General features: G+C 57.7%; 16 protein-coding genes. 7 read left to right on the top strand and 9 right to left on the bottom strand.

Features of this window, described 5'->3' with window-relative positions:
* The first annotated feature begins 9 nt into the window (after nucleotides 1-9).
* From LEPTO7104_RS39885 to LEPTO7104_RS0104590, 3 genes are all read left to right on the top strand, one after another.
* The gene (locus LEPTO7104_RS39885) at nucleotides 10-186 is read left to right on the top strand and encodes a hypothetical protein (protein WP_155523518.1); all 177 of its coding nucleotides are present in this window, start codon (nucleotides 10-12) and stop codon (nucleotides 184-186) included.
* Between the two features lie 240 nt (nucleotides 187-426).
* Nucleotides 427-861, top strand: coding sequence for a CAAD domain-containing protein (locus tag LEPTO7104_RS0104595; RefSeq protein ID WP_017297375.1), 435 nt, complete (start codon nucleotides 427-429; stop codon nucleotides 859-861).
* A gap of 221 nt (nucleotides 862-1082) precedes the next feature.
* The gene (locus LEPTO7104_RS0104590) at nucleotides 1083-2384 is read left to right on the top strand and encodes a hypothetical protein (protein ID WP_040696053.1); all 1302 of its coding nucleotides are present in this window, start codon (nucleotides 1083-1085) and stop codon (nucleotides 2382-2384) included.
* Nucleotides 2385-2493: 109 nt separating this feature from the next.
* Here LEPTO7104_RS0104590 and LEPTO7104_RS0104585 read toward each other — a convergent pair whose 3' ends face one another.
* On the bottom strand, nucleotides 2494-3789 hold the full coding sequence (locus tag LEPTO7104_RS0104585) for a serpin family protein (RefSeq protein WP_155523517.1): 1296 nt from the start codon (nucleotides 3787-3789) through the stop codon (nucleotides 2494-2496).
* Between the two features lie 103 nt (nucleotides 3790-3892).
* The gene (locus tag LEPTO7104_RS32775; RefSeq protein WP_017297372.1) at nucleotides 3893-4858 is read right to left on the bottom strand and encodes a DUF4349 domain-containing protein; all 966 of its coding nucleotides are present in this window, start codon (nucleotides 4856-4858) and stop codon (nucleotides 3893-3895) included.
* Between the two features lie 160 nt (nucleotides 4859-5018).
* Here LEPTO7104_RS32775 and LEPTO7104_RS36720 point away from each other — a divergent pair, with 160 nt between their 5' ends.
* The 3 genes from LEPTO7104_RS36720 to LEPTO7104_RS36715 all read left to right on the top strand — a co-directional run bounded on the left by LEPTO7104_RS36720 (nucleotide 5019) and on the right by LEPTO7104_RS36715 (nucleotide 6396).
* Entirely contained in the window at nucleotides 5019-5396 is a 378-nt protein-coding gene (locus LEPTO7104_RS36720) for a hypothetical protein (protein ID WP_017297371.1), read from the top strand.
* Between the two features lie 40 nt (nucleotides 5397-5436).
* On the top strand, nucleotides 5437-5694 hold the full coding sequence (locus LEPTO7104_RS0104570) for a MoaD/ThiS family protein (RefSeq protein ID WP_017297370.1): 258 nt from the start codon (nucleotides 5437-5439) through the stop codon (nucleotides 5692-5694).
* Nucleotides 5695-5919: 225 nt separating this feature from the next.
* A complete protein-coding gene (locus LEPTO7104_RS36715) occupies nucleotides 5920-6396 on the top strand; it encodes a MerR family transcriptional regulator (RefSeq protein ID WP_017297369.1) in 477 nt (158 codons plus the stop codon).
* A 71-nt stretch (nucleotides 6397-6467) separates the two neighbouring features.
* On the opposite strand, the gene LEPTO7104_RS36710 is transcribed toward LEPTO7104_RS36715, so the two are convergent.
* The 5 genes from LEPTO7104_RS36710 to LEPTO7104_RS32755 all read right to left on the bottom strand — a co-directional run bounded on the left by LEPTO7104_RS36710 (nucleotide 6468) and on the right by LEPTO7104_RS32755 (nucleotide 15022).
* Complete coding sequence (locus LEPTO7104_RS36710) at nucleotides 6468-8597, bottom strand: putative bifunctional diguanylate cyclase/phosphodiesterase (RefSeq protein WP_017297368.1); 2130 nt, start codon at nucleotides 8595-8597, stop codon at nucleotides 6468-6470.
* Between the two features lie 234 nt (nucleotides 8598-8831).
* Nucleotides 8832-10649 carry an ABC transporter ATP-binding protein gene (locus tag LEPTO7104_RS0104555; protein WP_017297367.1) on the bottom strand — a complete coding sequence of 606 codons (1818 nt, stop codon included), beginning with the start codon at nucleotides 10647-10649 and terminating at the stop codon, nucleotides 8832-8834.
* Nucleotides 10650-10724: 75 nt separating this feature from the next.
* On the bottom strand, nucleotides 10725-11162 hold the full coding sequence (locus LEPTO7104_RS0104550) for an SRPBCC family protein (RefSeq protein WP_017297366.1): 438 nt from the start codon (nucleotides 11160-11162) through the stop codon (nucleotides 10725-10727).
* Between the two features lie 64 nt (nucleotides 11163-11226).
* A complete protein-coding gene (locus tag LEPTO7104_RS0104545) occupies nucleotides 11227-11820 on the bottom strand; it encodes a Crp/Fnr family transcriptional regulator (RefSeq protein WP_017297365.1) in 594 nt (197 codons plus the stop codon).
* A gap of 22 nt (nucleotides 11821-11842) precedes the next feature.
* Entirely contained in the window at nucleotides 11843-15022 is a 3180-nt protein-coding gene (locus tag LEPTO7104_RS32755; RefSeq protein WP_083887001.1) for a PAS domain-containing protein, read from the bottom strand.
* 562 nt (nucleotides 15023-15584) lie between these two features.
* Between LEPTO7104_RS32755 and LEPTO7104_RS36705 the strand changes: the two genes are divergently transcribed.
* Entirely contained in the window at nucleotides 15585-16421 is an 837-nt protein-coding gene (locus LEPTO7104_RS36705; protein ID WP_017297362.1) for a pentapeptide repeat-containing protein, read from the top strand.
* A gap of 474 nt (nucleotides 16422-16895) precedes the next feature.
* On the opposite strand, the gene LEPTO7104_RS0104525 is transcribed toward LEPTO7104_RS36705, so the two are convergent.
* Nucleotides 16896-17438 (bottom strand): type IV pilin-like G/H family protein, encoded by a 543-nt coding sequence (locus LEPTO7104_RS0104525; protein WP_017297361.1) that lies wholly within the window; start codon nucleotides 17436-17438, stop codon nucleotides 16896-16898.
* Nucleotides 17439-17546: 108 nt separating this feature from the next.
* Complete coding sequence (locus LEPTO7104_RS0104520) at nucleotides 17547-20090, bottom strand: O-antigen ligase family protein (RefSeq protein ID WP_017297360.1); 2544 nt, start codon at nucleotides 20088-20090, stop codon at nucleotides 17547-17549.
* Between the last annotated feature and the right edge of the window lie 77 nt (nucleotides 20091-20167).

Below are 20167 nucleotides of genomic sequence, written 5' to 3'. Positions count from 1 at the left end.
AGAGCGTCAATGACATCGCAATATTCCAACAATCGCGCTGGCGATCGCCCCCAGGGCAGTTTTATTCGCTGGTCGGCCCCATCTCGCCACAGCAGCTCTAGAGATCTTTCTGATCCTGGCTTTGTGGTCGATCGCAAACGGCTTTACAAGTATTTAAATTCTCTGGAGGGGCTCTCAGGAGAATAAGCTGCCCCAGCCGCACGACCTGAACCATTCGAATTGGGGCAAAAAAAATTGAAAATCGAATGGTTTCGGTCTATAACACTCCTAAAGCTCAATACACTCAATCAGAATTGGGTGTATCCTTATTTCGAGTTTAGCGCCGAGCCAAGTCTAGACGTGGAGTTTTGTCTGTGGGAAAGCTATTTTCCTGAGCTGTGCTCGGCATATCATTAGACCTTAACTAAGCCCCTGGGATAAGCCGTCATGAGTGACTATCAATCGGATACTGCATTTACAGAGCCTGTAACGCCGGTGCCTGATCCGGTACTTGACGTAGAAACGTCGGAATCTGCCACTGAGAGCCTGGGGGAAGAGGCGACCCGCCAGGTGCAGATCGTGTGGGATAAGGTGTCTGGACTACTGGGCGATTTGCCCGACTACGTATCTACTTTCTTTAAGCAATACCGCCGCCCCATTGTGACGGTGGGCCTGATTATTGCCGCCATTATTGCGGTCAAGCTGGTGCTGGCTCTGCTCAGCGCCATCAACGATTTTCCGCTGCTGGCTCCCACCTTCGAGCTCATCGGGCTAATCTACAGCGGCTGGTTTCTCTACCGCTATCTGCTCAAGGCGTCGAATCGGCAAGAGCTGCTGGGCGACATTGCCGCAATCCGTGACCAGGTGCTGGGCAAGGGCTAACGGTGATTTTGGATTTTGGATTTTAGATTTTCGGTTGCCGAAGCCGTAGAAATGCACAGGCTAACCACCAAGATCCAAAATGGCCAATCCAAAATTGCTCCTCCCGGTACGGTTACTGCCCCCTGTAGTTCAAGACTGCGCTTTCTATACTGGTTGTAGGTGCAACTAGTGGTTGTGCGGTCGTTAGAACCCAGGGGGTTCGTTTATCTATGGCGCAAATCATGGCGCAGACAAAGACGATTACCCAGGCCGTAGAGCGGCTGGGCTATCGAGTCACAGTTGGGGATGTGGCCGCCGAGGCCGGTATTCCTTTACTGGAGGCCCAGCAGGGGGTATTGGCCCTGGCCTCCGAGGTGCAGGCCCACCTACAGGTGGCCGAGTCGGGCGAGGTGGCCTACGTCTTTCCTAAGAACATTCAGGCGGTGCTGTGGAGCAAATCCTGGCGGCTGCGCTGGCAGTCCGCCTGGGAGAAGGTCTGGCGGGCGCTGTTTTATCTGATTCGCATTTCCTTTGGCATTCTGCTGATTTTGTCGCTGGTGCTGATTGTGGTGGCCATTACGCTGCTGGCGATCGCGGCCAGCAGCGCCGGGCGTGACGACAACAACGGCGGCGGTAGCCGGGGCGGCGGCGGCATGGTCTTCATGCCCCGTATCTGGCTAGGGCCAGATATTTTCTGGATGTTTGACCCCAGGCGCGATCGCCGCCGCAGACCGCGCACTAAGAGCGAACTGAACTTTCTGGAAGCGGTATTTTCGTTCTTGTTTGGCGATGGTGACCCCAATGCCGACCTCGACGATCGCCGCTGGCAGAACGTTGCCCAGGTGATTCAGGCCAACGGCGGGGCCGTGGTGGCCGAGCAGATTACCCCGTTTTTGGGCGACCTGGGCCGCGATCGCGATCTCGAAGATTTCATGGTGCCGGTGCTGAGCCGCTTTAACGGCGTGCCCCAGGTCAGCCCCCAGGGTGGCATTGTGTACCAGTTTCCAGAACTCCAGGTGACCGCCAAGGAGAGTCGCCGCTTTACACCGCCTCGGTTTTTGCGCGAAATTCCCCAGCGCTTTAGCCAGGCCACCTCTGGGCAGATCATGGCCGCCGCTGGCCTCGGCGGGGCTAACCTGGTGGGGGCGCTGGTGCTGGGCAGCATGCTCAAAGATCCAAGCCTGGCTATTCAGCTGGGCGGTATCGTTGCCCTAGCGCACTCGCTTTACTGGGTGCTGCTGGGCTACGGGGTAGCCTTTTTGGCCGTGCCCCTGGTTCGCTACTTTTGGGTGCAGCGGCAAAATGCCAGGATTGAAGCACGCAACGCCGAGCGCGAGCAGCGGGCCGAAGTCTTGAACCAGCTCACCGACGACCAGCGCGAAAAGCTTGCCTTTGCCGAAACCCTCACGGGCCAGACGGTGCTGGGTACCGATAACTTGGCCTACACCACTGAGACCGATCTCACGGAACAGGAGGAGGCGCAGAAGGATAAGATTGACGCCGAGTGGCAGCGGCTGTTGGAGCAGCGGGGGGGAGGGAAGTAAGGGTGGGGGCGTGGGATCGTGGATGCGTGGGAGCGTGTAGGAGAAAGCATAATCGCTTGACCTGTATACCCATCCACCCGCCTACCCATCCACCCATCCACCCATCCACCTACCTCGGGTCTACGATCGCGCCTAAAAACAGCAGCGTACCGGTGTCGCGATCGCGGATGGCGGCGATAAAGGGGCGATCGACCACCATTTCAAACGGCGGATCGGGCGGCAGCTGGATCGACGTGGGCATGATGCCGATTGCGGTGCTGGCGGCGGCTTCGGTGCCCTCTTCATTGACCTCAATGAAGGTCTTGTGGCGCACCTGATTGATCACGGCCTCCAGGTCGGTGAGGCCTGAGAAGTCGGCTTTGCCGGGCTCAAAGGCGATGCCCATGCCCAGGGCCTTCAGTGCCGGGATCAGGTCGGCTTCGTAGTCAAACTGGAACTTGGGTAGCTGAATTTGGCCGGGGCGCGATCGCATCTGGTTCATCCAGCTCTGCCAGTGCCCAGGGCTGAGCTGCGCAGAAAACTCGGCCAGGTCAAGACCGGGGGCGGGCAAAATTACCTCAAAGCTGAGCGAGCCGCTGCCGTAGGGCAGGCTTACCGCCTGAAACTGGTCGGTTTCTAAATACAGGTAATCGCCCCGCTGGGCCATTAGAGGATGCTGAATGGTGTCGCCGCTGGCCAGGGTAAAGGTATGCTCCGCCGTGCGGGCGGGGTCAAAGGCCTCGCTCCAGGCTCCTTTGAAGTACACGGCGTTGACCAGCACCAGCAGCTGGTCGGCGGGCAGCTGATCGACAATGGTGGGAATGCGATCGCGGGTGTGCTGCTTGACCCAGTCGTTGATGCGATCGACAGCGGCTGGCTGGCCAAAGTCAAGGGCGGCCACTTCGGCACCGTAGGCTGCCTGCATGCGGTCAGCGTAGTCGGCCCGCACCGGCAGATCCTGGTTTACCCAGAGGGAGTTGGCAATGTCCAGCGCCACCTCGGGGTCGAGCTGGGTCAAATACTGGGTCAGGGCCTGGTTGCCCGCATTGAGCTGGTCGATGTCTAGCCCCTGAAGCTGGAGGGCGCGCGCGATCGCCACTTGAGTCTCGCCGCCCGCGCCGTTGTAGGCCATCGCCAGGGCTAGAGATACGCTGGTTGGCGACACCAGCACGTTCTCGTCGGGCGTTTCTTGGCGCAGCTGATCAAAAAGGGCAAAGCCAAAGCCTAGCTGGGCCTGGGTCAGTTCTGGGTTCATTGGGGGGGCCACGGTGGGTGCCTGAGCTAAACGAAGCGGTGCGTCGCCCAATCCACGGCGAGGGGCGAGTTCGGGGGCAGTGGGTGGCTCGGCCTGGAGCTGACTAGCGCCCAGGGCGATCGCCAGCAGACCGCCCGAAAGCGCGGCCCATCCCATCCATCGGTGTTCCATAGCAAAGAAGTGTCGGTTAACGCTGTATCTACGATGTCATGGGCCAGAGGTGGGCCAGGCGTGGTTTCAAGAATGGAAACTGGGTCGGCGGCTCTCGGGGCGCTCAGCTGTTGTCGGCTTCAGCCACCGCGGGCTGGGCCGTGCGACTCTGCCGCAGGCGATAGGCGCCATAGCCTGCCGCCACCAGTAGCGCCCAGTAGGGGCTATAGGCCAGCAGCCACAGCCCGAGCTTTAATCCACCGACCGTAAACGCTTTCACCGACTGGGTAGCGGCCTCCCAGGTGTTGCCCAGGGTTTCGCCCACGGGGCGCAGGGGGGCAACCTGGGTGACGGGGCTTTGCAGGGTTAAATAAATCTGCGAGTAGGCCACTTGGCGCTTCAGGTTTTGCTGCTGGGCCGCCATCCGCTCGATCGATTCGCGCACGCTGCTCAGCTCCCGCGACACCTCTAGCACCTGGGAAATTTCCCCCGATCGCTCCATAATTTTCAGCAGGGCGGCCTCCGACTGGCGCAGATTTTTGATCCGGGCATCCAGGTCGACGAGCTGGCTCGACACATCCTCGGCGCTGAGCGACTGCTGCTGCACGGTGCCCAGGGGGCGCAAACTATCCAGTACCGCATCTAGCTTGGCCTGGGGAACCCGCAGCGTCAGCGTGATCTGCTGGGCTGCCCCCTGGGGAGACCGCTGATCTTGCAGGCTCAGCACGTCTCCCTGGGCTTGCTGAAGGATGGTTCGCACCTGATCTAACCCTTGGTCAATATCGGTCAGCAGCAGCACCAGGTTGGCCTGCTTAACCAGCTGGGGCGCAGCCTGGCCGATATCGCTAGAGGGCAGCGGGTCAACGGGTTCACTGACCTTGGCCGCAGAATCGGCAGCCGGTGCCAGCGCCTGGTTTTCGGCCCCGGCAGCAGCACCGCCCATCGCCACCTCAGCATCGGTGGTCATGGCGTCTTGATTTAGCGTCAGGTTAGGTGCTTCGGCACAGCCGCCCACCAGGGTTGCCCCCAGCGCAAAGGCCAGCAGCGCAGCGCGACGGTTACGAAGCAGGGGGAATGCAGAACGGGTCATAGGGTTGCCTCAGCCAAACTTAGATGGTTTTACTATGGCCTGAGCCTTATAGGGCTCAGGTGACGTTACCAATACTGAAACCAAATTGGGTACGCCAGGCGATGGCATACTCGGCGCATCAGGGAAGCTTTGACCTAAAATTTGAACCATAGGAGTGCTTATGACAACAACCCCCGATCGAGAACCTACCCTGGCCGACGTTGTTGAGCAAATCATTGCGCTTAGAGGCGACTTAGGGCAAAATCGCCAGGAGCTGAATGACAAACTGGAGCAGAGCCGCCAGGAGCTGAATGACAAACTGGAGCAGAGCCGCCAGGAGCTGAATGACAAGCTGGAGCAGAGCCGCCAGGAGCTGAAGTCGGAGGTAGAGCGCTGGGATGAGCGCTTCTTTCAGTTTCAACGCGATAATCTGACCACGGCCCGCACTATCATCATCACGGCGGGGAGTGTGGTAATTTTGTCGCCGGTGCTCCAGGCGTTCGCGCCAGCGATTCAGACGGTGGTGTCTCGGCTGGTTGGAGTGGATGTGGCCCAGTAGCACCGACCAGAACGTTAACGGATAGGAGCGATCGCCCCCCGTGCCCAACCCCATCACCGTCACCGTCAAGCTGTTTGCCATTTACCAGGAGGCCTACGGCGTCCCCGAGGTTCAGTGGCAGTTTCCCGCCGGGGCAACGGTGGGGGATGTGCGCGATCGCGCCCTGGCCGAGCACCCCAAACTGGAACCCTGGCGCGATCGCACCCGCCTGGGCCTCAACCTCCAGTTTGTCGCCGACGATACCCCGCTGCACGACGGCGATGAGGTCGTGCTGATCCCCCCCGTCAGCGGCGGCTAGGGCTAGTACAATCGCCCTAGTGCAAAAACCCTATTCTGCGAAGAATACTTCAAGAAACGTTAGAGTCGCCGCATCCAGTGCAGGGTAGGCGATCCCCATTTTTTTTGTTTTTAAAGGATTGCAAAACTTCCAAAAAGGTTCCTCAGCCTCCGGACAATTCCATACCCATAGCGTAGAGTTGATTGTATTGGCCCCACATCTAGCGTTTGTGTTGGAGTGCCCGCTATGGATTGGTTCCCTCGCCGCCATGCCGTTGTCTTAGCCCGCAGCAGCCCAGGCCGCCTCGCCTATCTCGAAAAAACAGGAATTGTGGTGCCTCAGCGAGTGGGGCAGTCGCCCCGGCTAGAGGTGCTCTACTCCTGGGAGCAAATCCTCGAAATTCGCGCCATCAGTCGGCTGCGGCAGCACCTGTCGTTTCAGACTATCCGCAAGATTTTACAGTATTTTGAAGACCACGGCGTGGGCTGCACCCTGCGCGACAAGCACCTGGTTATCGGCAGCCATGGGGTCAGCTGGGTGCGATCGGAAACGGCTGCACCGCAGATAATTCACCTGGTGGGCCACGGGTGCAGCACCATGGGACAGTTTGTGCTCGCCCCCCTGGACGGTTTAGATCCAGGGCTGCTCGATGGACTGGTCGGGCCTACTGCGCCCAAGGTCGTAGATATCGAACATTTCAGGCAAAAGGTGCGGCCTCGGTAGGCCGGATACACCAGGCTGGATACACCGGTTTAAGGGGTGACGGCCACCGATTGGCTGCGGGGCAGAGTTACCTACGGCGCAGAGACCCTGTGCAAAAAGTCTGCGGTTTCCGCCGCCGACATCGGTCGCTGAAAGATATAGCCCTGAATCTCATCACAGTGGACCGATCGCAGGTAGGCTAGCTGATCCTCTGTTTCTACACCTTCCGCCAGAACCCGTAGATCTAAACCGTGGCCTAGCTCAATAATGGAACGGGCAATGGCCTGGGCCGTCGCCGATGTCGCGATCGGGGCAATAAAGGCCTGGTCAATTTTCAGCACCTTTAGGGGAAACCGACTCAGGTAGGCAAGGGACGAAAAGCCTGTGCCAAAATCATCCAGGCTCAGGCCAATCCCTAGGTCAGACAGCTGATGCAGCCTTGCCTGGGCGTAGTCAACATCTTGCATAGCCGCTGTTTCGGTAACCTCAAGCTCCAGCAGCGACGGCGGCAGATCAAATTCAGCCAGCAGCTGTTTTAGCTGGTAGAGCAGGTCAGCCTGGTAAAGCTGTAGCACCGATATGTTGACAGCAATGGGCACCGACAGTCGCCCCTCGCGCTGCCATACATGCGCCTGACGACAGGATTCTTGCAGCACCCAGGCGCCGATGCTCACAATTAGCCCGGTTTCCTCAGCCACGGGAATAAAGCGCTTTGGCGACACTGGGCCTAGCTCAGGAGAGTGCCAGCGCAGCAGCGCCTCCAGGCCCGTCAGCTGCCCCGTGGCTAGACTCACTTTGGGTTGATAAAAAAGCGAAAACTCCCTTTGCTCTAGGGCTTTAACTAAGGCGTTTTCAAGTCGCAGGGTTTCGCTGACTCGCTCCGAGAACACCTGACTATAGACCTGGTAGGTATTGCGGCCCTGGCTTTTGGCCTCGAATAGGGCAAGATCGGCTTTTTGAAGCAAGGCCCGCAAATCCTCGCCATCCTCAGGAAAAATGGCCACCCCCAGGCTGGCGCTGATGTTGAGGTAGTGGGTTTGCAGCTGAAAGGGCAGCTCCAGCGAGGTCAATATCACTTCTGCCAGGCTCACGCCAGCGGCCAAATCCTGAATTTTGGGCAGTAGCAGCACGAACTCATCGCCTCCCCAGCGGGCCAGCAACCCGTCCTCAGGGGTGAGGCCCTGAAGCCGCCGCCCCAGATGGATTAAGAGTTCATCGCCCAGATCGTGGCCAAGCACATCGTTGATGTACTTAAACCGATCAATATCCAAAAACAGCACGCACAGCAGGTGATTGTGCTGGCGGCAGTAGCCCATCCACTGGCTGAGCTGCTGCTCAAATCGCCGTCGATTGGGCAACCCGGTCAGCGTGTCAAAGGAGACATAGTAGTCACTCTGCTCTAGCACCTGGCCACTCCACCAGGTCACCAGGCTCAGCATCAGCACCACCGACACGCAGAGCAAAACAACCCCAAACTCACTGCTGTAAAGCCCCTGGCGCTGCCCTGTCAAAATCAGCCCACACAGAGTTATTGGCACCAGGCCAACCGCCAGCACCAGCCGCCGCACCAGGGCGCCCCCGGCGTGGTCTGCCGTCAAAATCGCCACCACGCCGCGATTGGGGTAGCGCGACAGCAGCGCCAACGCTAGCAATAAAAAAGCCCCGCTAGTGGGCAACGACATCGCCGAATAAGAGCCCAGACCGTATAGCGATTCAACGTCGTAGAGGTAGCCAAGAAACCCAATTAGCGCAATATAAAACATTCCCAACGCCATAACCTGGGCCTGGCGATACTGGCGCTGGTGCAGCAGCCACACCGACCCACTAAAAAGCACAAAGTTGAGCGCTGTATTAGGTGCAAGGCGGCCCTTAGAAACCGGATTGAGCTGTTCGGCCCACTGGGGAAATAGCCAATGCCCTAGACCTGTATCCCAATGCAGCAAAAATTCTAAGAGATTAATGCCGCCTAGCCCGAAGCAAACCAGCGCCAGCCCCAGAGAAAGCGTCGTTTGCCAAACGTAGCGTCGCTGATCTGCTGGGGGGGTACCCTCTAGCCACAAAGCAGTGCCGGCCAAAAGAAAGCCCAAGGCCGTATTGGGTGTCATGGTTGGCAACCCCGGCAGGCCGCTTTTTAGCCAGGGAATGGCCGATTCCCAGCCCACCAACACCGCTACAGCAATGAAAATGACAACCAGACAAATTTGCCGGGAAAGTTGCTTCAATCTAGAATGTATCTCCTGCCGATAGGGTGCTAAGCCTTGAGAATTAGCCGACATCTCAAAATCCTACCGTGGACGTTTAGCCATCTTAAATGATCTAAGTAAAGTAAAAAAAGCGCACCAAAAAAACATAATCTGCAAGAATAGAACTAAATCTGCGTATAGACATAGAAAAACCCGAAAAAGGACGCTAGCCCTCTAACTAGCGTCCTTTTTCCATGTTTTTTGCTGACTTTTCTACGCCACCATTTCGCCGGTTTCTTGCAGTACGTGCAGGCGGTGGTAGATGCCGCCGTGGGCTAGCAGCTGCTCGTGGTTGCCCACTTCGGCAATCCGACCTTCCTCTAGCACCACGATCTTGTCGGCCTCGCGTACGGTGCTGAGCCGGTGGGCGATGATCAGGGTCGTACGGGTGCCCAGAATAGAGCGCATGGCCAGCTGAATCGATCGCTCCGATTCGTAGTCGAGGCTGGAGGTCGCCTCGTCAAACACCAGCACGTCGGGGTTGACCAGCAGGGCGCGGGCAATGCCCAGCCGCTGCCGCTGCCCGCCCGAGAGGCGCACCCCCCGCTCGCCCACCACCGTGTAGTAGCCCTTGGGCAGACGGTGAATGAACTCGTCGACCCGAGCGATCCGGCAGGCCTCGTTCACCTGCGCCATGGAGGCGGTGGGGTTGCCGTACTTGAGGTTGTCGAGCAGGGTGCCGTTGAACACGTCCACCTCCTGGTGCACGATCGCCAGCCGCTGCCGGTAGCCAGTCACATCTAATTTGCGAATGTCATCGCCATCGATCAGAATGCGACCGCTGTGGGGGTCGAAGTAGCGAAACAGCAGCTTCACCAAAGTCGACTTACCCGAGCCCGATCGCCCCACCAGCGCCACCGTTTGGCAGGGCTCAATCAGCAGGTCGATATTTTGTAGTACAGGCTTTTCGTCGTCGTAGCCAAAGCTCACCTGGTCGAAGTGCACCTTGCCGGTGAACTCGTAGGCGGGCAGGCTCTCAGGGCTATCGGTCAAATTCACCACGTCGGTGCCCAGGGGCTGCTCCATAAATTCATGGAACCTGAGCATTGAGGCGTAGCGGCGGGCGAAAATTTCCGCCAGGTTGCTAATTGGCTCTAGCTCCGAGTAGGCCATGCTCGACACCGTCAGGGTGGTGATAAAGTGCCCCAGCGAAATATGCCCCCGCAGGGTAGCCAGCAGGGTCATCACCAGAATGCCAAACACGCAGCCCTGAATGATGAAATCCTGCCAGGTCGACAAAATCACGTAGCCCTTGTGAATGACGTGGAGCACCATGGTGAACTCCCGCTCCAGGCGCTGGCTCTGCCGCCGCAGCTCCTGGCTTTCGGTGGCAAAGGCCTTCACCGTTTTGATGTTGGTGATAATCTCCGAGGTGCGGCTCTCGGTGTTTTCAATGTGGCGATCGAGGATTTGCTCTTTGCGGTTCAGGCGAATCAGATCCTTGGAGCTAAAGCCCAAAATCAGAATAAACGACGCCAAAAAAGCCAGGGCAATGCGCCAGTCAATCCAGGCGATCAGCAAAAAGATGCCGGTAATGCGAAACAGCTTGGGAATCAGCTGGCCCGCGATTTCGGGATAGGTCCAGGTGTGGTTCGACAGCCCCCGCGCCACCCGTCCAGAAATTCGGCCAGGGTTGTTTTCGTCGTAGAAGCCCAGGGGCAGCCTCAGCAGCTTGCGCACCACCGACAGCGAGTGGTCGCGCCGGGTGCGCAGGGCAATATCCCAGTGAAACCAGGAACTCAGCCAGGGCTGAATCGGAGCGCGCACGACGGTGGCGATAAAGATAACCGCCAGGAAGAGGGCGATCGCCAGCCCCGGCCCCGCCGGATAGCCCACCCCGGCCCCAACCCGATCGATGACTCTCTGGCTGAGGTCGTCGACGGGCTGCTGTGACAGCACGTTGAGAATTTGCCCAATCGAGTAGGGCACCGCCAGATCGACAATCTGAAACAGACTGCTGGCGGCAATGCTAAACACAGCCACCCAGCGGTAGCGACTGTAGTAGCGAATAACCTGTTGAAAGGAAGCCATGACGATGAACGTCCTGCGAGCGAGTACGTTGTAGTATACATACTACAACACAGGATTACGGAATCTGCAAGGCTTTTATTGAACTTGCTCCGATCGCTGCTTCAGGCTCTCCAGCCATGCCACCAGCGATGCGTCGAGGGTGCGCTGCATCATGCCTTTGGTCAACCGCACCAGCCAGCCTTCAAAGGATTCTGCTGTAGTAACCACCACGGCGTCACCAGTCGGCTCTAGCGACCAGGTGTGGATGGCGCGAGTGCCGATCACCTTCCCCGTCCAGCTCAGGTAGCGGTGAGGTTCAACCGCTTGCAGGGTTGAAACAATGCCGGTGCCGTTCGATTTCCAGCCAAAGGTCGTGCCAGGCTGCAGCGGCCCGCCCAGGGTTGCCGCTGAAATATTAGAGTTCCAAGTTGGCCACCGATCGATATCGGTTAAAATCTGCCAAATAATTTGAGCCGGGGCGTGGATGGTGATCTGGTGGCGGGCGCTGACAGGGGCGTTGGGGTTGATATCCATGGGGTCTCTCGTTTGCGATAACCCCATGCTAGGGGGCCCCCTTGCCGGGCCGCCTTGACCTGGGTTAAGGCTTCTGTCGGGATAGCTGCCGCTGATAGACCCGGCGCTTGAGGCGGCTGAGCGACTCTGGCTCTAGGCCCAGGTAGGAGGCAATGTAGTGCTGGGGCACCCGCAGCACTAGGTCTGGCTCAGATTCCATCAAAGCCAGGTAGCGCTGCTCGGGGCTGTCGCAGTAGAGGGACAGCAGGCGATCGCGCAGCCGAAAGGCCAAAAACTCTACCACCAGCCGCATTAGCTGTGGCCCCTCAGGGGCGGCCTCTAACACTGTCAGGACCTGCCGATTGAGCACTAGCACCTCGGCGTCTTCAATCGCCTGGCACGAAAAAATCGCGGGCCGCTGCAGCCGCAGGTTTTGGTAATCGCCCAGGGGATAACCCTCTGGGCAAAAGAACAGGGTGAGTTCTTTGCCGTCCTTCAAAAAGAAAAGTCTCAGGCAGCCCTGGAGGGTGAGGCCTAAAAATTCGCAGGGGTCGCCTTCACGCAGCAGCAGGTCGCCTTTTTTGAGCGATCGCGTCTCTAAATGCGGCTCCACCTGCGCCCAGTTGATGGTGAATTCAGGAAAAATAGTCTGAATGAATAAACGCAGGGGTGTGCCCATAGGGATTCGGTTTCATTGTCGGCTACTCGACATTTTTGGATATCAGCTCTGCAATGGCCTCGATCAGCTGGGTCACCTCCATGGGTTTGGGTAAATGCTTTTGAAACCCGGCTAAAACCATTTTTTGCTGATCTATTTCGGTGGTGTAGGCGGTTAGGGCGATCGCCGGAATCTGGCTGGTGTGGGTCATGTCTCGAACCTGCTGCATCAGCGTATAGCCGTCCATGCCGGGCATGCCGATATCGCTCACCAAAATGTCAGGCTGGATGTGGGCGAGGATCGCGATCGCCTCTGCCGCCGATGGCAGGGTCGTAACCTTTGCCCCAAACTGCTGGAGCGCCGCTGTGATGACATGGCGGCTATCGCTATCATCCTCCACCACCATGACGTGAACATTTTTCAGGTTGTGGAGGCGGGATGATGGTGCCGCCTGCTCAACCTTCGCCGCCGCCAGCGTCACCGGCAGCCGTACGGTAAACGTTGCGCCCTGCCCTTCCCCCAGGCTTTCGGCCTGGATGGTGCCGTGGTGCATGTCAACAATTTGATGGGCGATCGCCAGCCCCAGCCCCAAGCCGCCGAAATCTCGCGTGGTGGTGCTGTCGGCCTGCCGAAAGCGATCGAAAACGTGGGGTAAAAAGCTGGCGTCAATGCCTTGGCCGGTATCGCTGACGCGAACTTCTGCCCAATGGTCTGGGTAGGTCAGCTGCACCGTCACCTGTCCGCCTGGGGGCGTAAACTTGACCGCATTCGACAGCAGATTCCAAACCACCTGCTTGAGGCGATTGGCATCGCCTAAAACCCTAACGGGCGACTCATCGAGCTGAGTTTGCACGGCCACCCCCTTGGCGTCGCTCACCGAGCGGACCGTCTCCAGGGCCTCCTGAATAACGGCGGTCAGCGATGTGGGCAGGCTATTGAGAATCAGCTTGCCGCGCAAAATGCGTGAAACATCGAGCAGGTCGTCAATGAGCTGAGATTGCAGGCGGGCGTTGCGCTCAATGGCTTCGAGGGCGTACTCGGTCTTGGCTGCGCTGAGCTGAGTGGTGCGCAACAGCTTGGCCCAGCCCAAAATGGGGTTGAGGGGCGACCTGAGTTCGTGGGAGAGCACCGCCAAAAACTCATCCTTCATGCGGTTGGCGTTTTCGGCGGCTTCGCGGGCCAGTCGCTCCTGCTCCAGCAGCTGGGTGCGCTGGTTTTCGAGCTGCTTTTGGTCGTCCACATCGGTGATAGTGCCCACCCAGCGAGTGGTTTTGCCGTGGCTGTCCTGCACCGGCAGGCCGCGGTTGATAAACCAGCGGTACACGCCGTCGTGGCGACGCAGGCGCTGCTCCAGGTCAAATGCCTCACCCTTCTCTAAGGCCTGCTGCCACAGCGCCTGGGTCCGCTCCTGCTCGTCGGGATGCACGACTTGCGTACCGCCAGTGCCCAGCGCTTCGCCCCGCTGAATGCCTGTGTAATCATACCAGCGCTGATTCCAGTACTGAACGCCACTGCGGTCGGCCATCCAAACCATTTGGGGCATGGCCTCCGCCAAAACGCGGTAGCGCTCTTCGCTTTCCTGCAAAATCACCTCAATCCGCTTGCGATCGGTGATGTCTAAGCAGGTGCCCAGCAGTTTGACCACCCGCCCCTGGGCATTGACCATCGGTTCGCAGCGCGAGTGCAAATAGCGCAGCGAGCCATCGGGCAAAACCACTCTCAAGTCGAAGGCGCAGGACTGGTGGTCGGCGATCGCCCGCTCCAGAAATCGCTCTACCATCTGGCGATCGTCGGGGTGAATGCGCTGGGTGAGTTCGGCATAGCTGGGTTCGACCCGGGCGGGGTCGTAGCCAAACTGGTCAAACATCTCCTTTGACCACACGCTGCGCTGGCCATCGAGATAGAACTCCCAACTGCCGAACTGCGCCACGCGCTGCGCCATGGCCAAATGGGCCTCGCTGCTGCGCAGGTCGTCTTCGGCCTGCTTGCGGGCGGTAATATCAATGCCCACCATCGTCACCATCCAGCCGTCTTGGTCGTCCATCCGGCGGGAGGTGAGGCTGTCTGAAATCCACCGCACCGACCCATCTCGGTGGCAAAAGCGATACTCTACGGTGATGGGCCGCTGCTCAAACACCGCATCGAACATCGGGTCAGCGATCGCCGCCCAGTCCTCCGCAAAGGTGCAAGCCCTCCACAGCTCCGGGGTAATCTCCTCCAGAGCATAGCCGGTCAGGGCCTCACAGCCCACGGAGCGGTAGTCCAAAATGTAGGTGCGGTCGGCAAAAAAGCGGCAGCGGGCAATCGAGGCTGGGGCCGTGCTGAGTAAGCTGTTGAGCTGCTCCTCGGAGGTTTGCAGGGCCTGCTCCAGATTTTTGCGATCGGTAATATCCACCCGCAGCAGCGATACTCCCCTGCCAAAGGGGTAGACCCGGTGCTCTAGCCAGCGCTTCTCGACCGGGCAAAACAGCTCAAAATTTGTGGCCGCCTGAGCCTCGATCGCCCGGTGCAGTTCCTTGTAAAAGGGGGCCGCTGTCGCCTGGGGAAACACCGTCCAGATAGACTGCCCCAGCAGGTCTTGACCGGGCATGGACAGGGCCGCAGCGGCGCGATCGTTGATGTAGGTAAGGCACCAGTTGTCGTCAAACATCATGAACTCATCGCTGATGCTGGTCAACACGTTGGCGAGGCTTTCGCTAACCGCCTGGGCTTCGTCACGCAGGGCGCGCTCGCGCCGCGCCCCCAAAATTTTTTGGGTAGTCTCATTGACGGCAATGAAAATGCCCCCTACGCGGCCCGGCTCGTCCCAAATCGGCGTATAGGAAAAGGTAAAATATCCTTCCTCAGCCAGGCCGCTGCGATTTAAGACCAAAGGCTGATCCTCAGACCAGGTGGCCTCCCCGGTGGCCATCACCTGATCCAGCAGCGCCCCCGAAAAATCCCACACCTCCCGCCAACAGTCCGCCGCCCGCTGCCCAATCCCGGCCGGATGTTTGTTGCCTGCGATCGGAATATAGGCGTCGTTGTAGAACTGAATATAGTCTGGCCCCCACAAAATCTGCATCGGAAATCGGGATGAGCTTAGAATCTGCAGCGCTACCTTAAGGCTCTGCGACCAAGACGCCATCGGCCCCAGTGGGGTATCGGCCCAGTTAAACGCCTGAATAAGAGCTCCGGTTTCTCCTCCGTTGTTCAGGAAGCTTAACCCGTGAGATGTTGTCATCTTGATTACGGCATAGGTGGCGAGATGGGCAAACTGGCAAGCAAACAGGCCAGAACTGCACCTGGTTGGCTGGCACAACTTTGAAAAGCTGTCAGTCCACCAGAGACTGCATTTCCTCCCATAGATTTTATTGTAGATATAGCCATCGCCAAATCGCTTAAAACATTCTGCATAGCCTTCCGGCGCAACGGTTATGCGCCAGCGCGCCGCCCCGAGAGAGGTATGGAATTTCGCTAGCCATCGACTGCGTAGGTTTACTGAGGGCTGAGGAAATTACGCAATTATATGAATAAGTGTTAACAAGCTTTCTTCTTAGGGAAAGTTGAACTTGGCAGATTCTGTCCCACCTTGGCGGGCGAAGTCACAACGTCTTGCAAAGCCTGCTGATTTGGCTAAACGACTGGACGTTTCGTGCCGCTATAAACAGAGCCAAAAGGCTAATGAGCACTATGGGGTTTAGCAGTTTGCTGAACCCCATAGTGCTCAAAGGCTGTCCTGACATCGTTGCATTGCGCATGGCCGAGCTATCTGTCACCGTGCGCAATTTAGGGAGCATTAACCCATGGCAAACCCTGAACATCTAACCCTGCTGAAAGAAGGAGTCGAAAGTTGGAACGCCTGGCGAGTTCAGAATCCAGATATACGACCAGACTTTCAGGGGGCAGATTTAGGCCGATTACATCTGCCTGGGATTGACTTTCGCCACGCCAACTTTTACGAAGCCAACCTGAGAGAAAGCGTTTTTACCCACGCCAACTTTGAGTCATCGACCCTATATCGCTGCGACCTGTGCATGGCCAATTTGAGCCATGCTAACCTCAGCCTGGTAGACTTTTACAAAACCAATCTCTACACGGCTAACCTGAGCAGCGCCAACCTGCGGCATTCACACTTTTATAGGGCCGATATGCAGGAAACCCTGCTAGCCAAGGCCGATTTAGGGGAGTCTAACTTCTACGAAGTAGACATGCGAGAGGCCATGTTGCAATCGGCCAGTCTGATGAGAACAACCTTTTACTACTCTAATTTAAGTAACGTCAATTTATGTCAGGCCAATCTGAGCAGTGCCAGCCTCATGGGCGCCAATATGGCCAAAGCTAACCTGCGGTGGGCCAGCTGTGTGGGAACCAATCTCTTTCGGGCCACACTGACCGGCGCTGACCTAACCGAAGCTAACCTGCAAGAGGCCGTTTTGCGACTGGCAAACTTGAGCCATGCTTGCCTGGAAAATGCCAATTTGTTTCGCGCTAACCTATCTGAGGCCTGCCTTGATTATGCTCACCTAGCCGGGGCAAACTTTAAGAAAACTAACCTGTGGCGCGTTAACCTAGGGCAGCGTATTGTGACCAATCCTGTCCTCAACGAAAATGCCCTCGTTGGTGACTCCCCTGGGAGCTAGCAGCCTCAATCTTTGAGTTTCAAATTTTTAGGGACAATGCAAATCCTGGTTTGCTGCCCCAATTTTTGGGGTCAAATGGTCGTTTACCGCTGCGGAATGCCTGGTTTAATTTGGTTTTTTGAGATTAAGACTTGTGTGATTTATGCGTGTACATAGCTCAGGTGATTTGCCATGGCTAAAGCATAGCTAATAGTCTATGGCCAGAATAGCTGCTAAAGCCATAGTCATTTGGGTTAGGACATCTAGAGACGTTCGAACGTTTGAACGTTTTGAGGAGAAATGTCTTAACCAGGCTGGCTACAGCTATAACTAAAAATCAAGAAATGCAGATTGTGAGAGTTCTAGTAAGGCTATAAGCTAGCTTTTTGCCGCTGCTAGTTAAGGAAAAGAAAGCCAAAAGTAAAGGTTCAGCCACATAACCAGTGACTGAACCTTTAGATGTGAAAATAACTATTTAGGCAAAGCCTAGGCTAGTTATAGCTTTTTCCAGCCAGAAGAGTTACAGTCCAGGGTGCTGGATGTCGCAGTTGCGTTAAAGCCGCTCAAAGCGCCAACGGCTGCGGCGGTGTTAGCAGCGGTCGATTCGCAAAGGGTAGCAATGGTGGTAGCTTCAGTAGTTGCGTTACCCGAAGACAGCTGAACGCCGCCCACATAGGCCTTAAGGGCAGGGTCAACGACAGTAGCTAGGGAAGCAGCACCGAAAGCACCGTTGGTACCGATGGTGTAGGTGTAATAGTTGGTGGTAGAAGGAATACCAATTGCCAGGCTCACAAAGTCGGGGGCGAAAGCGCGGTTTTCCAGGCGGTAAGCTTGCTGACCACGGTTCATAGAACCGATGTAGGTTTTAGCTTCAGATTGACGGGCTTTGTTGGCCTGGTTGAGGAAAGAAGGCAGGGCAATAGCAGCCAGAATACCGATGATGATGATAACAACCAGCAGTTCAATCAGGGTGAAGCCGCCTTCTTCTTTTTTGGTGATGAAGTGCTTCAGCAGGTTGGCTTTGAGAGAGGTTTTCATAGGTGTATGTCTCCTTGAGGGTAGGCGGTAGAGGTGTTGTTTGCGCCTGGGTCTAACTTACCCACTTGCTCTCTACTAGCGATCACGCCTGCTCAAAAAGTTTTAGGGTTAGGGGGGTGGGGGCGTAATTTCAAAATGGTTGTTGACGGCGCTGGGTAGGTTAAGCTGCTCTATTTGCAGGGTTTCTACGGTTTGGTCTAGGGCCGCAAACTCTCTCGGAAATTCTGGAAATAGCCCCAGCAAACCTGGAATTACCCACTCATCTAGCCCAGCGAGGGGGGCAATGAAGTTAACGGCCTGGGCGTAGCGGTTGCGATAGGTAAGGCCCAGCAGACTGCGGCCTGTGCCCTGGGCAGGGGCGACTAGGGATGTCAACCACGATCGCGCCTCTCGATGTTGCGTAAACGACTCGGCTAGCTGGGCTTGTGCTGGCGGCGATAGCTCAGCCTGGGCAAAGTAGCCCTGGGCAAATTCGCTGGGTTGCAGCCAGGCCCTAAGCAGCAGTAGTCCTTGGTCTTGGGGGGCTTGGTCTAGGGCCTGGGTGACAACGGCCAGGGCGGCTTCGATACTGCGATCGGTCGCTAACAGCGCCTGGGTGATGGGGCTTAGTTTGTCGGGATGTGGCTCAGGCAGGGGCTGCCGATACCACCAGCGCACCAGGGTTGTTTGATCGTAGAAGGGGGCATAGCCTGGGGCCTCTGGCGACATGGCCCCAAGTACGGCCCCGTGGTGGGCCACCGCTTGGTCTAGCACCGAGGCCTGGAGGGGGGCAAACGGCTCTTTTTGCCACAGGGGCAGGGTCAAAAACTCCGGTTGGACGACCCCTTCGAGGCTCAGCGCCGTGATGGCCGATGGCGTTTGACCCTGGGCCAGGTAGGCTTGCCCCAGCAAATAACGGCCAAAGCCCCCTTTTCGAGGCAGCAGTTGCAAAGCTCGACGACTGTAGACCTCAGCGGCGGCTGGGTCTTTAGAGAGCAGCAGGGCAGCTAGGTTGTAGTTAAACCAGGCGTCGTTGGGCGCGATCGCAGCGGCGGCAGAGAAATTGGCCAGCGTATCCTGCCGCAAGGCCTCTTGCTGGTCGGGGGGAACCACGGGCCGTAGGCCATAGAGTTCTTGCCCCACCAGGGCAGGATAAGTTGGATCCCAAGGGACAAAGGCAGCGGCAGAGGAGAGGTTTTGGATGGCGCCGTCCAAATTTTCTTGCTCAACTTGGTGCAGGGCACGCTGGGCAAACCAGAAACCCAGGTCGGCCATCAGCCACAGATAGCCTGTCATAATCAGCCAGGCCAGGAGCCCCAGGCTGAAGTAGCGGCGGGCTGCTCCACCCAAAGGTGAGGGCGCAGGTAGGGCTGTGTGATCGGCAATTTGCAGCAAAATTGTCAGCAAGGCGACCAGGGTGATCGAAATGCCGATGTTTTCTAGCTGATAGTCGGTCAGGCTGGAGATGCTGTAGGCCAAGATGCTGCCGCCTATGCCGTACAGCAGCCATCGGCTGGCACCATCCTGCACGGTGTGGTACAGGCGCAGCCAAAGTCTGACGACTAGTACCAGCCAAACCCCGTACAAGGCCAATCCTAAAAGCCCCATTTCGCCTAGGAATTGGGCTGGGGTGCTGTGCAGCTGCTGGGCATGGTCTAGGCCCATTCCCGTTTCTATGGGGCGATAGAGGTTCGACACGCGGCTCATGACCCCAGGGCCAACGCCGACCAGGGGGCGATCGCGCAGAATATTGACAGCGGTTTTGAACATGAAGTAGCGGTCTAGCAGCGGGCCATCTTGTACCACAGCGCCAGAGGGATGGACAAAACCTAAGCCACCCAGCAGGCTGCGAACCCGCGAATTGCTGGCCAGCACCAGCGCAGCTAGCGCCAACCCACCGCCCCCGATAGCTAGACGACGGAGCCTGCTTTTGGCCGTGGCACCCACGACAAACGCCACGACAACCACCAGGAACCATACCAGAACTCCCAGCAGTGCTCCCCTGGAGCCGCTGACGTAGAGGGCCGCTCCAGCTAAGAGGCTGGCGGCCACGGCGCCCCATCGCAACCACCCTTTAAAGGCGATCGCGCAGGCCAGCACAACGGGCGTGGCCAGGGCAAAGTAGCCGCCGACAAAGTTGTGATGGCCAAAGGGCATGGCGTTGCGGAGGGCGGTAGAAAAGCTGTCGTCTAGGGCCGACGGGGCCGATGGCCGCCACAGCAGTAGAGAGATGACGGCTGTGCCCAAAACCGTTACGGCCAGGGGCACCGCGAGGTGAACTGCCTTAACCTGGGCGCGACTGGCCCAGTTGACTACGCTGTAGAGGGTCAAGACGTAGACCGCTGCCAAAATCACGTTCCACAGGGCCACAGTTTTGAAGTCGCTGGCCAGACTGCAAACAATCAGGCTAATGCCTGTGACCGCTACGGCCCAGTCAAGGCCGTGGCCCAGGGGGCGGAACGGGGTGTCCAGATGGCGCAGTTGCCCTAGGAGCCAGATCGCGATCGCTAAAAATCCAGCCTGCCATACCAGCACCCAGGGCCAGCCCACCATCCGCAGGTAGCTGAAGGGCAGCCACGTCATAACCACCATGGCCACTCCCCCCAGCACCCCCAGCCAATGCTCCTTAATAGCCGCAGCTAGGGTCGGTTGCAAAGAAGAATCTTGAGCCATAGTAGAAGATGCCAATACGGTGCTAACAGGTTGGATAGCCGTGCAGGAAAGAGAGCCGACGGGCTGCCCGCAGCCTT

Origin of the sequence: Nodosilinea nodulosa PCC 7104 (genome assembly GCF_000309385.1) — a bacterium.
Lineage (GTDB): Bacteria > Cyanobacteriota > Cyanobacteriia > Phormidesmidales > Phormidesmidaceae > Nodosilinea > Nodosilinea nodulosa.
The sequence above is the reverse complement of the archived record's forward strand: the minus strand, read 5'-3'. Positions and strand labels throughout refer to the sequence as shown.